This is a genomic window from Streptomyces sp. NPDC006923 (genome assembly GCF_040635655.1).
Lineage (GTDB): Bacteria > Actinomycetota > Actinomycetes > Streptomycetales > Streptomycetaceae > Streptomyces.
Genome location: NZ_JBEYIF010000010.1, coordinates 71,842 through 86,749 on the forward strand (window position 1 = coordinate 71,842; position 14,908 = coordinate 86,749).

At 72.4% G+C, this 14,908-nt stretch carries 7 protein-coding genes; 4 read left to right on the forward strand and 3 right to left on the reverse strand.

All coding sequences use genetic code 11. The annotated features are described in order from the left end of the window. The first annotated feature begins 5 nt into the window (after window positions 1–5). Genes ABZ707_RS21180 through ABZ707_RS21190 form a run of 3 tightly spaced genes read left to right on the forward strand, consistent with a single transcriptional unit; the run spans window position 6 to window position 3,591 of the window. Window positions 6–512 carry a PadR family transcriptional regulator gene (locus tag ABZ707_RS21180; protein WP_360176966.1) on the forward strand — a complete coding sequence of 169 codons (507 nt, stop codon included), beginning with the start codon at window positions 6–8 and terminating at the stop codon, window positions 510–512. After that, on the forward strand, window positions 509–1,279 hold the full coding sequence (locus tag ABZ707_RS21185) for an ABC transporter ATP-binding protein (protein WP_360176969.1): 771 nt from the start codon (window positions 509–511) through the stop codon (window positions 1,277–1,279). The genes ABZ707_RS21180 and ABZ707_RS21185 overlap by 4 nt, the downstream gene beginning before the upstream one ends. Window positions 1,280–1,284: 5 nt before the next feature. Then, entirely contained in the window at window positions 1,285–3,591 is a 2,307-nt protein-coding gene (locus ABZ707_RS21190) for an FtsX-like permease family protein (protein ID WP_360176972.1), read from the forward strand. Between the two features lie 506 nt (window positions 3,592–4,097). Here the strand turns inward: ABZ707_RS21190 and ABZ707_RS21195 are convergent. Both ABZ707_RS21195 and ABZ707_RS21200 read right to left on the reverse strand, forming a co-directional pair. Continuing rightward, the gene (locus ABZ707_RS21195; RefSeq protein ID WP_360176975.1) at window positions 4,098–5,702 is read right to left on the reverse strand and encodes a hypothetical protein; all 1,605 of its coding nucleotides are present in this window, start codon (window positions 5,700–5,702) and stop codon (window positions 4,098–4,100) included. A 202-nt stretch (window positions 5,703–5,904) separates the two neighbouring features. Next, window positions 5,905–8,661, reverse strand: coding sequence for a hypothetical protein (locus tag ABZ707_RS21200; protein ID WP_360176980.1), 2,757 nt, complete (start codon window positions 8,659–8,661; stop codon window positions 5,905–5,907). Window positions 8,662–9,427: 766 nt separating this feature from the next. Here ABZ707_RS21200 and ABZ707_RS21205 point away from each other — a divergent pair. Then, complete coding sequence (locus ABZ707_RS21205; protein ID WP_360177435.1) at window positions 9,428–10,504, forward strand: S8 family serine peptidase; 1,077 nt, start codon at window positions 9,428–9,430, stop codon at window positions 10,502–10,504. 63 nt (window positions 10,505–10,567) lie between these two features. Here the strand turns inward: ABZ707_RS21205 and eccCa are convergent, their stop codons facing one another. Continuing rightward, window positions 10,568–14,563, reverse strand: coding sequence for a type VII secretion protein EccCa (gene eccCa / locus ABZ707_RS21210; RefSeq protein WP_360177438.1), 3,996 nt, complete (start codon window positions 14,561–14,563; stop codon window positions 10,568–10,570). Window positions 14,564–14,908 lie beyond the last annotated feature (345 nt).

Genomic DNA, 14,908 nt, shown 5'->3' on the forward strand with positions numbered 1-14,908 from the left:
CACCCATGCGTCTTCCCCTGCTGGCGCTCCTCGCGAAGGGGCCGGCGCACGGATACGAACTCAAACAGAGCCTTGAGACCCTGTTCGGCTCGGCCTACCCTCAGCCGAACGTCGGACAGGTCTACGTGACTCTCACCCGTCTTGAGAAAGCGGGCCTCATCCGGGGAGAGGCGGTGGAGCAGTCCAGCAGACCGAACAAACGCATCTATGAACTCACCGAAGCGGGCCATGAGGCGGTCGCGGCCTGGTTCGAGCAGACCTCGGACGAGCCGCGGGTACGCGACGAGTTCTTCATGAAACTGGCCCTCGCCCCGCTGACCGGCGTCGCCGATCAGATCGGCCTGATCAACAAACAGCGCCGCCACTATCTCAACCTGATGCGGGCCATGTCCCGGCTGGCCGCCACGGAGGACCGGGACAACCGCGTCGCCCAACTTCTGATCGAGGGTGCGATGTTGCATCTGCAGGCTGACCTGGACTGGCTTGAGCGGTGCCAGGAGGAGATGGAATGAAGCGGAACGAGCCACCCGGCGGCCGGGCCGCCGGAGATGTCCTGGTCGTCGAGGATCTCGTCAAGACCCACCGCGTGGACGGGTCGGAGGTACGTGCCGTGCGCGGCGTCGACCTGCGCGTACGGGCCGGCGAGTTTGTCGCCGTCACCGGCCCCTCAGGCGCCGGGAAGTCGACCCTGCTGCATCTGCTGGGCGGCCTGGAACGGCCCGACCGGGGCCGGATATGGCTCGACGGGCGCCGGGTCGACACCCTCAGCGAAGCCCGCTGGGCGACCCTGCGGCGCCGCGGCGTCGGCATCGTCTTCCAGTTCTTCAACCTCGTCTCCACCCTGACGGTCGCCGACAACGTGGAACTGCCCGGACTGCTCGCCGGCCGGCCGCCCCGCCAGGTCAGGGAGGACCGCAAGGAGCTGCTGGCCGAACTCGGCCTGGAAGGCAAGGAAGACAGCACTCCGGGCGACCTGTCCGGCGGCGAGCAGCAGCGCGTCGCCCTGGCCCGCGCGCTCATCAACCGCCCGAGCCTGTTGCTAGCCGACGAGCCGACCGGCAGCCTCGACAGCAAGGGCACCCGCGAGGTGCTCCGCCTGCTTTCGCGGCACCACCGGCAGGGCCAGACCATCGTGCTGGTCACCCACGACGCCAATGTGGCGAGCGGAGCCGACCGGGTCGTCAGCCTCCACGACGGCCGGGTCGTCGACGACATCTCCTTCGAGGACCTTCCCGCGAGCGGCCAGGCCGCGGCGGACGTCGTCCGGCTCCTGGGCTGACCGGGATGCGAGCCCTCACCCGCTGGGCCCTGGCGGACCTGCGTACCCATCGCGGCCAGGCCGTCTCCCTCCTCCTCGCCACCGGAGGCATCACCGCCGCCCTGCTGATCTCCGTGGCCCTGCTCGTCTACGCGGCCGATCCCTGGCAGCGGCTCTTCGCCGCCAGCCGGGGAGCCCATGTCTGGATGCGCGTCGACAGCGGCACCGACACCTCGGCGCTCAGCGGCCTGGACGGCGTCACCGCCGTCGCCGGGCCGTTCCGGACCGTTTCTGTCACCGTGCGCAACGGCCCCGACCAGGCCGTCCTCGATCTGCGCGCGGCCGGGGCCAGGCCCCCGGCCGTCGGCCGCCCCGAGATCGACAGCGGGCGCTGGCTGACCAGCGCCCCGGGGGACGGCATCGTCCTGGAGAAGTCCCTCGCCACGGCGCTCTGGGTCGAACCGGGCGACCGGATCAGCCTGCCCCGCGACGGCACCGCCCGCAGCCTGCGGGTCGTGGGCATCGCCGAGACCGCGGAACCCGCCTACACGGACGGCGACGCGCCCGGCATCGGCTGGGCGGCCCCCGAGGTGGTCGACGAGCTCGCCGCCCGCACCGGCGGCGCCGGCAAGACGCTCGGCCTGCGGCTCGCCGACCCCGGGGACACCGGCTTCGTCGTGCAGAGGGCCGTCGCGGCGGTCGGACCGGCGCAGGTCGTGGACGTGTCCACCTGGCGGGACGCCCGCGCCGACGCCGAGGGCGACAACCACCTGCGCGGGCTGCTCGTCGGCCTGTTCGGTCTCGGGGCGCTGCTGGCCGCGGCCATCGCGGTCACCGGAGGTGTCGGTGCCCGGGTCCTCGCCCACGCGCGCGACATCTCCGTACTGAAGGCGATCGGCTTCACCCCCGGCCAGGTCGTGGCCATGTTCCTGCTCCAGCACGTGTTCCTCGCCGTCGTCGGAGTGCTCTGCGGAGTGGCCGCCACCGAGTTCCTCGGGCCTCTGATCCCCGGCTCCCTCAGTGAGGCCATGCAGGTCTGGCGGGCGCTGCCGGAGCACACCTGGACGGTTCCCGCCGTCTCCGTGGCCACCACGGTGGTGATCGCCTCCGCCACGACCCTCGCCGCCTGGCGGGCGGGCCGTGTCCCGTCGATCCCCGCCGCCAGGACCGCCGCGCCGGGGCGCCGCAGAATGTCGGGGGCGGCCAGGGTGGCGCTCCGCGCGCACCTCCCGCCTGCCCTGGTCCTGGGCGCCCGCGCCGTCCTGCACCGGCCCGGCCGGTCGGCGGCCGTCGTCCTGCGGCTCGCCCTGCCCGTCCTCATCGCCACGGTGGCCTTCGCCACCTGGGCCACCGTGGACCGGCTCGAACACAGCCCGGGGGAGGTCGGCCTCGCCGGTCAGCTCATCGCCCGGCCCAACGGCGTTCCGGACGCGGTGGCGGTCAGGGCCCTCGACAACGGCCCGGGCGTCGCCGCCGTGCACCCCGGCGTCGAACTGGCGGCCCTCGCCCCCGGCCAGTCCGAATCGGTCACCCTGCGCGGTCTGGGGACGGCGGCGCGTCCGTACCCGTTCGCCGTGGTCGCGGGCCGGGCTCCCACCGGTCCCGGCGAAGCCGTGGCCGGCCAGGGGCTGCTGGACGCCCTGGACGTGTCCGTCGGCCAGTGGGTCCGGCTGACCGTGGGCGGCACCCCGCACATCCTGCACATCGTGGGCCGCTGCATCGAGACCGAGGACAACGGCCGCGTCATATCCACCACGTACGACACACTGCACGCCCAGGACGCCGGCATCACGCCCGCCTACTACAGCCTTGAGCTGCGCGACGGCGAGCGGCCGGGCGAGGTACGGGCGGCCCTCGCCGCGTCCTCGCACGGCACCCTGGAGATCCGCTCCGTCACCGGCTCGGCCCCCGATCTCTCGCCCGTCCGCGGCGTGATCGTCGGCCTGGTCGTGGTGCTGTCGCTCATCGGCCTGGCGGAGTTGTCCACCGCCATCTTCACCTCGGTCCGTGACCACTCCCGGGATCTGCGTGCCTACCGGGCCGTGGGCCTGATGCCCCATCAGGCAGCGGGCATCATGGTCGCCCAGATCGGGCTGCTGGCCCTGGCCGCGGCGGTATTGGGCATAGGGCTGGGGGTGCCGCTCTCAAGCTGGCTCATCGATCTCCAGGGCGGATCGAGCGGACTCGGCGCCGGCATCGCCCGACCGCCGTCCCGGGGCGTTCTGTCCCTGCTCGCCTGTGTGTCGGTGGGGATCGCGGTCGCCGCATGCGTGCTGCCCGCCACGCGTTCCACTGCCGCCCGGGGGCCGCGCGGCATGACCAGCGGGGTGTAGGGGCTCTCGTCTGGCTCCGGCTGGGCTCGCGTGCCCTGGTGCCGCGTCTCGCGGTGGTGTTGTCGGTCTCCGACGCTCCGCGTCGGCTCCTCCTCCGCCGTGCGGTCCACGGCACCAGGCCCCGCTCCCTGATCCAGCGGGATCCGCACGAAAGCCCCTGGGGCTCTCGTCTGGCTCCGGCTGGGCTCGCGTGCCCTGGTGCCGCGTCTCGCGGTGTTGTTGTCGGTCTCCGATGCTCCGCGTCGGCTCCCTCCTCCGCCGTGCGGTCCACGGCACCAGGCCCCGCTTCCCGACCCGCCGATCCGAACGAAACACACTGGGCCACCGAACGGCACGTGCCCTCCCCCGAAAACGGGGGAGGGCACGTGCGCGTGTACGGCGTCGACCAGTGGTTCTTCCGGCGGGGTCGCCCCGGCGCGGTGCCCGGTCCGCGTTCTCGCCGTGTTGCCGGCCATCACGCGAACCGGACACCCGGCCTCAGCGGGCGGCCCGAGCCGGAGGTTTCACTAGTGCTGCGTACCCGCTGACCAGAGGCCCGCGCCACTGGCGGACTGGATCGTGACGTTTCCGTCACCCTGGATCACCAACTGGGCACCAGGGTTGCCCGCGGTGCCGGAGGACCAGGCCGTCTGGTTGTCCTGCGTGTAGACGACGAAGTGACCGTCGGCCTGGAAGACCGCCTTGTAGCCGCGGCCTTCCGTGTGCGAGGACCAGCGCACCACGCCGTTCTCGTCGGAGATGACGAGATTGCCGTTGGTGCCCATCGTGATCCGCATACGGTTCGAGGCCACGGACTCGCCGGGACCGATCACCGTTGTGGCCTGCACGACACGGGTGCCCCACTCGGGCGTAGCCGCACTTACGGGCGTAGCCGCCTTGACGGGCGTCGCCGCCCTGGCCGCGGTGGCCTTGACCGGAGTCGCCTTCACCGCGGCGGACTTGACCTCCGCCTTGACGGGGGTCGCCTCCTTCGCGGAAGTGGCTGCCTTGACGGTGGCTTTCCTCTGCGTGGCGACGGACGTGTCCTCGGACGTGGCCGTGGCCTTGTCCGCGGTCTTCACCGCGGGCTTTGCCTCGGTCTTCACCGCGGGCTTCGCCTCGGTGGCGTCCGACGACTTCGCGGACAGCAGCGACACGCTGGTGGAGGTCGCGGGCGCGTCCTCCGTGACGGTCTTCCGCTTCTCCTCCGGACGTGAGGCGTCATCCGCCTCCACCGGCTTCGAGCCCTTGGGCTCCGTCTTCTCGTCCTCCGGCTTGTCGCCGGAGGCGGGCAGGGCGAGACCGAGGCCCTTGCCGAGCAGGGGCCCGTCCTTACCGTCCGGGACGGCAGGACTCGGACCGGTCGGCGAACCGACCGTGGGGCCGAGACCCCGCTGGTCGGTGTACAGCCTCGGACCCACCAGGGGTCCGTGCCCACCGGGCGCGAGCGCCGCTTCGTTGCCCAGGTCGAACGCGCCCTCCGCCGGACCGGACGCGACGCCGCTCTTGCTTCCCGGCCGGAAGACCGGGCTGATCTGCGGCTGCGGGACGATCGGCTCCTGGGTGCCCGCGGACGTGTCCTGGAGCGGCATCGAACTGGCGTTGCCGTCCGGCTCGGCCATCAGATTGCCGTCGCCGTCCGGAGACAGCGAGGCGATCGGTACGGCCTGACCGAGGCCCTCGTAGTTCGTCGTACCGCCACGGCCGTGGATGAACGGCACCGTAGCCAGCACGGCACCCGCCACAGCGGCGGCCACGAACAGTGGACGGCCGCCACGGCCGGTCTGGGTGGCGGTGGCGCCGGGACGTCCGGCCGCCTGTGCGGCGCCCGCCGTCCGGGCACCGGCGCTGACCGCGGCGGCGCCGGGCAGGCCCGCCTCGGCCGCCGAGGCGCTGTCGCCCTGGGAGGAGTGCTGCCTGCGCCCGGGCAACGAGAAGATCTTCCCGCCGCGCCGGCCGTGCCCACTGCCGGCCGGCCCCGACGCCTGCGCGCCCTCGCCGGACACGGCAGTGGACGCCACGGCCACGGGACCGGCGGAACTCCCGCCGGCCGAGGCCGTGGTCAGGAAGGCGGCGCCGCGCGTGACCCCCGAGGGCGAAGAGCCGCTGAGGCTCTCGTCCTCGGAGGGCATCGCTATCGCCCGCCGGATTCGGGGCGGGCCCGCCGAGACGGCGGCCCCCCCACTCGGTGGCGCACCCGAGGATGCCAAATAGTCTTGAGACATCCGTGCTCCTTACATGGATAGTTCATTTTTTGTGAAGCCGTCTCGACTCCGGCGGCAGAAGCCGTCCTCAGGAGGAGCGGACGGGGTCGGGGGGCCCGGACCGGGCGGCTCAGTCGGTGCCGGGCATCTCGGGGGCCAGGACGCCGAGCGGTCCGGTACAGCGGACCGGCCAGGCGCGGCCGGTGCCGAGGGAGGAGCTCCGCTCGGAGGTGGCGTTCAGGCGGTCACGGATCCGGAGGTCGGAGTCCGTGAGCCGGCCCGGTACGCCGACCGGGGAGTTCTCGGCCAGCTCGCGCAGCAGGACCACATGGGCCCCGGCGCGTTTGAGGACCTGGAGGACGCGGAAACGGGTGCCCGGGCCGAAGAAGACCTCGTCCGGGTCGTGGGAGCTCTCGTCGTCCGCGAGTGAACCGGCGTGGCGGCCCGTCATCGACCAGATGAGGTAATGGTCGTCCGGCACCGACGGGTACTCCTTGTCCAGTGCGAGCGCGCTGACCGCGATCGGCTCGCCCAACTCCTCACCGGGCAGCAGCAGCTCCACGCCTTCTCCGATGAGGCCGGCGGTCCGTACGGCCGTTCCCCTGAAGGAAGGCAGCCGGCGCAGGCCGGAGGCCAGGCAGGCGAGGAACGCCAGGATGTCGGTGTCGCGTCGTTCCACTCCGGCCAGCAGCCGGGCCTCGGCCGGCCGGCCGCCCTCGGCGTTGACATGAGCGTGTACGGCGGCGAGGTCGGCGGCGAGGTCGTCCTGGTCTTCCGTGGTGCGCAGTCCCGGAAGGCGTGTGAGTACGCGCTGCACCGCGCCGGCGTGCCGGTCCCAGTCGGCGCCCAGGTGGCTCCGCAGCGCTTCTCGTTCCTGCGCGCTGCTGTGGTGGGACGCCCGGACGGGGACGAAAGTGATCTCGCGGAGCGTACTGGCGAGTGCCTTCGGCTGTACGGCCGGCGGAGGTACGGGCTCCTTCCAGACCAGCTTCGGCTCGGGCTCCGGTGCCGACTCGGACGGCGGCTCCAGGATCTCCGAGCGGATCTCCGGGGCGCTTCCGAAGTCGGGACCGCCCGCCGTGGTGAGCAGCGGGGTCGGTGGCTCCGGCAGGGGTGCCGGCTCCCGTTCCGGTGGTTCCGCCGGCGCGGGTCGCTCCGACGGGGGCGCGGCTTCTTCCGGAGGCGAGGGCATCGTGGGGGGCGGTGGGGTGAAGGTCGGTTGCGGGGCCGAGGGCATCGTGGGGGGCGGTGGGGTGAAGGTCGGTTGCGGGGGCCCGGCGGCTGCCGGCGCCGTGGCCGGCGGGGGCTGGGGCGGCTGGACCGTCGCCGCCGCGGTGCTCCAGTCGTGGGCGCTCACCGTGTTGGTGGGGACCGTCGTGGTGGGCACAGCGGGGCGGGGGTGCGCGGCCGGGGGCTCCTGCGCGCTTTCGGCGGCGGGACCCCCCGACGTCGTCATGGTGGGCTTCGCGGGAGCGACCGGAGCCGGTGTGGGGGTGGCCGCAGCGGCAGGCGTCTCGTCCGGAGCGGTGGCCGCCGCGGCGACAGGGGTGCGCGCGGTGGCGGGCACGGCCGGTGAGGCGAGCGGCGCCGAGGACACGGTCAGGACGGACTGCTCGGTCGTACCGGAACGCCAGCCCTTGGGCGCGAGCGCCAGGCCGTGCCGGACGGCGAGCCGCCGGAGCGTCTTCATGCCCTCCACGCTGGAGTTGCCGTGGACCTGGATCATGGCGCGGTCGCGTACGTCGTTCTCCAGCGCCGCGAACAGCCGCTCCAGGGCAGGCCACAGGGTGTCGTCCAGAGCGCGCCCCGGCAGCCCGAGGTCGATGGCCATCACGTCGGTGTCGACCGCGCGGCCCGCGACCACCGCGGGCTGCCCGCCCCGGGGCCCCACCCACAGACCCGCTCTCGTCAGCGTCACCTGCCAGCGTCCGTCGAGCAGCAGGACGCCCGGCTCCGGACCCTCCTCAAGGCCCGCCGCGGGCATCCGCCAGGAGGCGAGGCGCGGCGCGGGAGCACTGCCGCCGTCGGCGGGCAGGCAGGTGACGGCCCCGACATAGGGCTGCCAGGACGGCGTGCCGTCCGGTCCCACGAGCAGCACGCGGGCTTCCGCTCCGTGCGGGGACTCCTGTTCCAGGAGTACGGGCAGTCCATTGACGACCTGGACCTCGAGTCCGAGCGCGTCCGCGACTTCCTGGCCGTCGGACAGCAGGTCGCGGCCGTCGCCCGGCACCAGCCGTACGGCGTGCCGTACCTGACCGGGCAGCGCCGCGAGGACTTCGGCCAGCGCGTCGGCGCTCACCGGCGGCGAGCCGGGGACGCCGACGAGCAGGACGGGCCGGCCCGGATCGGGGGGCACGGCGTAACGGATCGCGTCGATGCCCTCGGGCGGTGCCCCCAGAGGCTGGACGAGCAGCCCTGCGGGCACCTGTTGTACGAGATGGTTCTCGGCGACCTCGGGATCGACTCGTCCCACCGGGCCTTCCCAGGACGGCGCCGGCAGGCGGGCACCGAGACGCTTGGGCACGAGACCCGGTGAGAAGTGCCACCAGCCGCCGATGGTGCCGGGCCCGTCGGGAGCGAACAGCGAGCCGCCGGGTACGACCACCGCGACACCGCTCGGTGCCACGACGTCGACTCCCCAGTCCTCGCAGATGCGGCGGGCGGGCGCGGGCGCTCCGGCTCGTTCGGCCGCTCCCGCGGACATCACGAGCCGTACCAGCACCACGCCCCTCTCCCGGCACTCCGCGAGGACCGGGCCGAGTGCCCCGGAGAGCTCGTCGAGGTCGTCGTCCGCCATTCGTGTGCCGACCAGCACCGTGACCTGTGTCATGGAACCGTCGCGCAGCGCGTCGAAGCCGTCGGGTGGGAACGCCGGTGGCTCGCCCACGCGGTGGACGATGTGGACGCCGTCCCCGCCGGACACCATGAGCGACGGACCGATTCCCCGGCCGCCTCCGCCGGCGCCCGTGTCTGATCCCGGGGACGTGGTCCGGCCGCGTCCGGCGGGTGTCCTGCGGCTCAAAGACCGTTCCGTATCATGCGTCCTCAACTCGCCTTCATGTGCTGATGGTCGCTGTCCCGCAGCCGTGGCCGTTTCCGGGACCGGGGCGGGAGGGAGCCCGCGTGTATTCGCGGGCGCGCCATCTCTTACGCCAAGGGGCAACCAAGCTCGGAGCGTTGTGTGCTCGCGCATATCCGTACAGGAGAAAGGTACAGGTAAGCGGAGCCAGAACGGCCGGTGGTGGGACCGCTTTGGAAATCGGAAACGGATTGGCTGCCGAAAAGCGGGCCGAGTTACGGCAAGCGCGGCATTCGTCCGCAGTGCAGGTGGGGCAGGTGGTGACGGTCCGTGCGCCGCCGGGCACGCACCGGACGCCGCAACAGGTGGGCGGGTGTGGGCGGGTGGTCACAGCAAAGGTAGGATTCGCGCGCCCCGCCCCGGAATTCAGCAGAGCCCACCGAGCCGCTGTTCCGGAAACCCGCTGCGCAGCGACGGAGAGAACATGACCGAGAACAGCTTTTTGCGGAAATTTTCCGCGCGCGGCCGTTGCACCGGTGCCCTGGTATTGGCATGGGGGGTCGCCGTTGGTGCGGCACCCGCAGCCGCGGCACCGGGCCCTTCCCCGTCCCCCGGGAGCGAGCTCCGGTTGCCGGTGGTGCCCTCGCAGCTCGGCTTCGGGGCGGACGAGTGCACCAAGGCGTCCGGCACCGTCATGACGGCGGTGCCCTGGGCACAGCGGCAGCTCGGACTCGGCCGGGCCCTGCGGTTCACCCAGGGGGCGGGGGTGACGGTCGGCGTTGTCGACACCGGTGTCGCGACGAAGGTGTCGGGCCTGTCAGGACGGGCGTCGGCGGTGGGCGAGGCCGGTCAGGACTGTGTGGGGCACGGAACGTTCCTCGCCGGGATCATCGCCGCGGCTCCGCGCGAGGGCGCCGGGTTCTCCGGCGTGGCACCCGCGGCACGGATCATCGCGGCCCGCGGCACCGATGTGGCGGGTGTGCCGGACGCCGCGCTGGTGGCGCAGGGCATCAGGGCCACGGTGGACGGCGGGGCCAAGGTCGTTGAGGTGTCGGCCGCCCTCCTGAAGGGCAGCGCCGCCCTGACCTCCGCCGTGAAGTACGCGGCTGATCACGACGTGTTGCTGATCGCGGCGGCGGTCCCGGACGGCACGCTGCCCCGGCCTGCCGACGGAGAGAGCCCGCAGCCCCTGTCGTTCTGGCCGGCCGCGTCCGACGGTGTGGTCTCGGTGCTGGACATCGACATTGACGGCAGGCGGGCCGACGACGCGGTGGTACCCAAGAAGGCGGATCTGGCGGCTCCCGGCGCCGGTGTGAGCGGCATCGGGCCGGCCGGCAAGGGGCACTACATCGCCAACGGAGCCTCCGTGGCCGCCGCGTTTGTCGCCGGGACGGCGGCCCTGGTGCGTTCGTACCACCCGGAACTGACCGCCCAGCAGGTCGCTGAGCGGTTGAAGAACACCAGCTATCCGGCGGACGTGCCCGTCCTCGATGTGAACGGCGCGCTGACCCGTATCCAGCCCGCCGGGGCGCGCTCACAGCCCCGGGCCTCGTCGGAGATCCACCTCGTCCCGCAGCGGGGCGACGACGGCGCGACACGGCGTGCGCTGGTGCTGACCGGCGGGTGTGCGGCGCTGGGGGCCGGGATCTGGGGGGCGCTGGCGCTGGTCCGCCGCCGCAGGACCGACCGGCTCTCCGGCTCCGATGCCTGAGGGTGAACCACACCCCGGCCGGCCCCCGCGCCTGACGGTACGGGGGCCGGTCCGCGGGACGGCTCAGTCGGCCTTCGGCGCGCCGGTGTCCACCAGAGCCGTCTGCATCTGCACCGTGCTCCTGCGGGTGATGTACATCCCGCGTCCGGGCGGCAGGATCCGTGGCTTGACGTTGCCGAAGACATACCCCTCCGAGGGCGGGCAGGACATCAGCAGCCCGGGTGCGTTGACCTCCAGCATGCGGCGGACGAGGGGATCGTTCACGCCTCGCATGGCCCCGGCCGCCGCCCTGGCGACGACCATGTGGAAGCCGAGCTCGTATCCCAGCGGCAGGTATTCGAGCAGCGGCTCGAAGGGGGTCTGCATCGGGCGGGCCATGAGGTCGTAGTCGTCGACCAGCACGAACAGCCGCGGCCCCTTCCACCAGTCCGCCTTGCGCATGCGCGCCGGTGAGATGTCGGTGCCGGGCACCCTGGTCTTGAGCGCTTTGCCGACCCCGCTCACCAGCTCCTGGAGCTGGTCGATGGAGATCGCGTGGCCCAGCCGGTACTCCTCCGGCACGGCCTCCACCAGCTCGCGCCGGTAGTCCACCACCAGGATCCTCGCCTCGGCCGGGGTGAACCGTTCGGTGACCTGCTTGGCCATCAGCCGCAGCAGGTTCGTCTTGCCCGACTCCGTGTCGCCGAACAGCACGAGATGCGGTGTGTCGGAGAAGTCCTGCCAGGCAGGACCCAGTTCGCTCTCCTCCACTCCGAGCGCGAACTTGAGCCGCCGGCCCTCGGGGGCCGGGGGCAGCTCCCGCGCGTCCAGCAGCGTCGGCAGCATGCGCACCGGCGGGGCGGCGGGTCCCGCCCAGCTCTCCGCCACGGACGACACGAGGTCGGCCACGCCGTCCGAGAGGTCGCCGCCGTCCTCCACCCCGTCGATGCGGGGCAGAGCGGTGAGGAAGTGCAGCTTGCTGTCGCTCGTCAGACCGCGGCCGGGACTGCGCGGTACGCTCGCGGCCCGCCGGATGTCGACCATGGAGTCCAGCGCGTCACCCATGCGGAGTTCCAGCTTGGTGCCCGCCTGGTCGCGTACGGCCGCGGGGAGTTCGACCCAGCGCGACGTGGTGGTCATCAGGTGGATGCCGTAGTTCAGCCCACGGGCCGCGAGCTGGTTGATGGTCGGTATGTCGTCCTGGAAGTCCTGCCGGACGGTCGACCATCCGTCGATGACCAGGAACACGTCGCCGTGTGCCTCTTCGGGGAACTCACCGGCGGCCCTGCGGCGGCGCAGCGCCGCCATGGAGTCGATGCCGTGCTCCAGGAAGAGCCGCTCGCGCCGGGCCAGCAGCGAGGTGATCTCGGACAGGGTACGGCCGACTCGTTCGGTGTCCAGCCGCCCCGCGACCGAGCCCACATGCGGCAGCCCCGACAGGCCGGCGAGGGCGCCGCCACCGAAGTCCAGGCAGTAGAACTGCACTTCGCGCGGGGTGTGCGTGAGCGCGAGCGCCGCGATCACATCGCGTACCAGCGTGGACTTGCCGCTCTGCGGACCGCCGGCGATGCCGATGTGGCCGCCCGCGCCGCCGAGGTCGGCGATGAGCAGATCGCGCTGCTGCTCGAAAGGACGGTCGATGATGCCGACGGGCACCTTCAGCGCGCCGCGATCCGTCCAGCCGACCGTGGTCAGACCGTACTGGGGATCCGGCGCGAGCGGCGGCAGCAGCCGGTCCAGGGTGGGCGGCTTGACGAGCGGCGGCAGCCACACCTGGTGGGCCGCCGGCCCGGAATCCCGCAGCCGCTCGATGGCGATCGACAGCAGCGAGCCGGAGTTCTCCTCTTCCTCGGCCTTCTCCGCCTCCGCGATGCGCGCGGCCTCCGGTACAACGGGCGCGCTCCTGGCGGCGACCCACTCGTTGGTCCAGGGCACCACCTGGCTCGCGACCTGGGCCTGCGCCAGCGGGCCCGTCCGCTGGCGGTAGGTACCGGAGACATAGGCGCCCCGGAAGCGGGTGAGCGGCTCGATGCCGCTCTTGAGATATCCGGCGCCCGGCTGCGAGGGCAGTTCGTAGGCGTCCGGGACACCGAGGACGCCGCGGCTCTCCATCGCGGAGAACGTCCGCAGCCCGATCCGGTACGAGAGATGGCTCTCCAACTGGTGCATCCGGCCCTCGTCCAGCCGCTGCGAGGCGAGCAGCAGATGCACGCCGAGCGACCGGCCCAGTCGGCCGATCATCACAAACAGATCCATGAACTCGCGGTGCGCCGACAAGAGCTCGCTGAACTCGTCGACCACGACGAACAGGCTGGGCAGCGGCGCCAGCGGCGTGCCCGAGGCCCGGGCCTTCTCGTACTCCAGGGCCGAGGAGTAGTTGCCGGCGCTGCGCAACAGCTCCTGACGGCGGATGAGCTCACCGTGCAGGGCGTCCTGCATACGGGAGACCAGCGCGGCCTCGTCCGCCAGGTTGGTGATCACCGCGGAGGTGTGCGGGAGCTGGTCGAGGCCCAGGAAGGTCGCGCCGCCCTTGAAGTCGACGAGCACGAAATTGAGGGTCGCGGAGGAGTGGCAGAGCGCCAGCGCCAGGACCAGTGTCCGCAGCAGTTCGCTCTTGCCGGAGCCGGTGGCGCCGATGAGCATGCCGTGCGGGCCCATGCCGTTCTCGGCCGACTCCTTGATGTCGAGCTCGATCGGGCGTCCGTCGGCACCGACCGCGATCGGCACCCGCAGGCGCTGGGCCGCCGAGCCGCCGCGCCGCTCCCAGTAGGCGTTCGGTTCGTGCCGGTGCAGATCGGTGATCCCCAGCAGCGAGGTCAACTGGACGTCGGCGGACAGCGGCTGCGCCGCCTCGGCGTTCACGCCGGAACGCATCGGGGCCAGCACCGAGGCGAGAGACCTGGCGCCGGAGGGGCCGAGGCGGTCGGCCCGGCCCAGCCGGGTGATCGACTCCTTGCGATTGCGGTCGGTGCGGACCAGCCCGACCTCGCCGTCCCGGACGTCGAGCCGCAGCGTCGTGCGGCCGGGCCGCCAGGGCAGCTCGCCGGAGAGGTCGAGAACGACGGTGTTACGGAAGCCGCGGCGGCCGAGCTGATGGCCCGAGGGGATCTGGCCGCCGTCCACCACGATGACGATGAACGGCTCGTCGCCGCTCGCCGGAGCACCGGCCTCGAACGGGGGCCGTTCGCCGAACTCCTTGCCCAGCAGATCCTCCAGCTCGTCCGCGCTGCTCGCGAGGAGCCGGGTGGGACCGGCCCCGTCCGTCTCGTGCGGGTGCAGGGTGTGGGGCAGCCACTTCACCCAGTCCCACTCCTCGCGCCGGTCGCCGGCGAGGCAGAGGGCGACGACGAGGTCCTGCGGGGAGTGCAGCACGGACATCTGGGCGAGCAGGGCGCGGGCGGCAGGCAGGATCTCGTCACGCTCGCCCCGGAAGAGTACGCGCGTCCAGGCGGGCAGGAAGATCGAGATGGGCTGGTCGGGAACGGTGGAGTACGCGTTCACGAACGCGCGCAGCGAGTGTGCGCTCAGCGGGTCCAGGTCTTCGACCGGCCTGGTCGCGGAGGTGGTCAGCCGCAGGGCGAGACGCTGCTCGCCCACGGCCAGCCGAGCCTCTCCGAAGTCCGCGTCCGAGGTACGGCGTTCCCACAGCCTGCTCGTGCGGGCGAGCGACCAGAGCGCCGTGGGCTCCGGGTGGCGCCAGGCCAGCGCCTGCTGCTGTTCGGCGACCGCGGCCCTGACCTTGCGCCGCGCGCCGCCGAGATACCGCAGATAGTCGCGGCGCGCTCCCTTGAGCTTCTGCTTGCGCTCGCTGCCGCTGCGCATGAGCTGGCCGATGAGCATGGTGGCCATCGCGACCACCATGATGCCGACGACAAGATAGGTCATGGGGCTCGACGCCGAGCCGGGCCGCATGTAGAGCAGCACCATGGCGCCGGACATCATGGCCATCGGCAGATAGGTCATCATGCCCGCGCCGCCGCTGGGCACCTCTTCCGACATGACGGGCGGCTCCTGCAACGCCATCTCGCCGTCGGGTACTTCGGGCCCCCGTCGCCTTGCGGGCCTGCGGAAGAAAACCACGCCCAACGGAACGTCTCCTTCGAGCTGCTGTGAATGGGGGATCCGGGACGGCGGGCGCGAACGGACCGCGCCCCGCCGACGACTCCCGGTCCGCCGGCGGGCCGGAACATCGGGCCGCCGGGATTAACACGGGTGAATCCTTGGCACAGTTCACCGGGCTGTTGACACATCAGTGTGACGCCCATGAGATTATCGGTCATCGCCGGGGTGGACCCACATGCTCCGGCGGAGCGCCGTATGTGTCCCGGGCGCCGATGACCCGGCGGCAAGCCGTTGACCACGTCGGCCGCCAGGCAGTGAAGTCGCGCGGTCCACGAGTCGACCACCAAGGTTTCACAACTGGTC

Excerpts from the sequence above, each read along its gene's own strand:
- ABZ707_RS21185 (WP_360176969.1), top strand. The coding sequence starts at position 509 with ATGAAGCGGAACGAGCCACCCGGCGGCCGGGCCGCCGGAGATGTCCTG.
- ABZ707_RS21190 (WP_360176972.1), top strand. The coding sequence starts at position 1,285 with ATGCGAGCCCTCACCCGCTGGGCCCTGGCGGACCTGCGTACCCATCGC.
- ABZ707_RS21180 (WP_360176966.1), top strand. The coding sequence starts at position 6 with ATGCGTCTTCCCCTGCTGGCGCTCCTCGCGAAGGGGCCGGCGCACGGA.
- ABZ707_RS21195 (WP_360176975.1), bottom strand. The coding sequence starts at position 5,702 with ATGCCCTCCGAGGACGAGAGCCTCAGCGGCTCTTCGCCCTCGGGGGTC.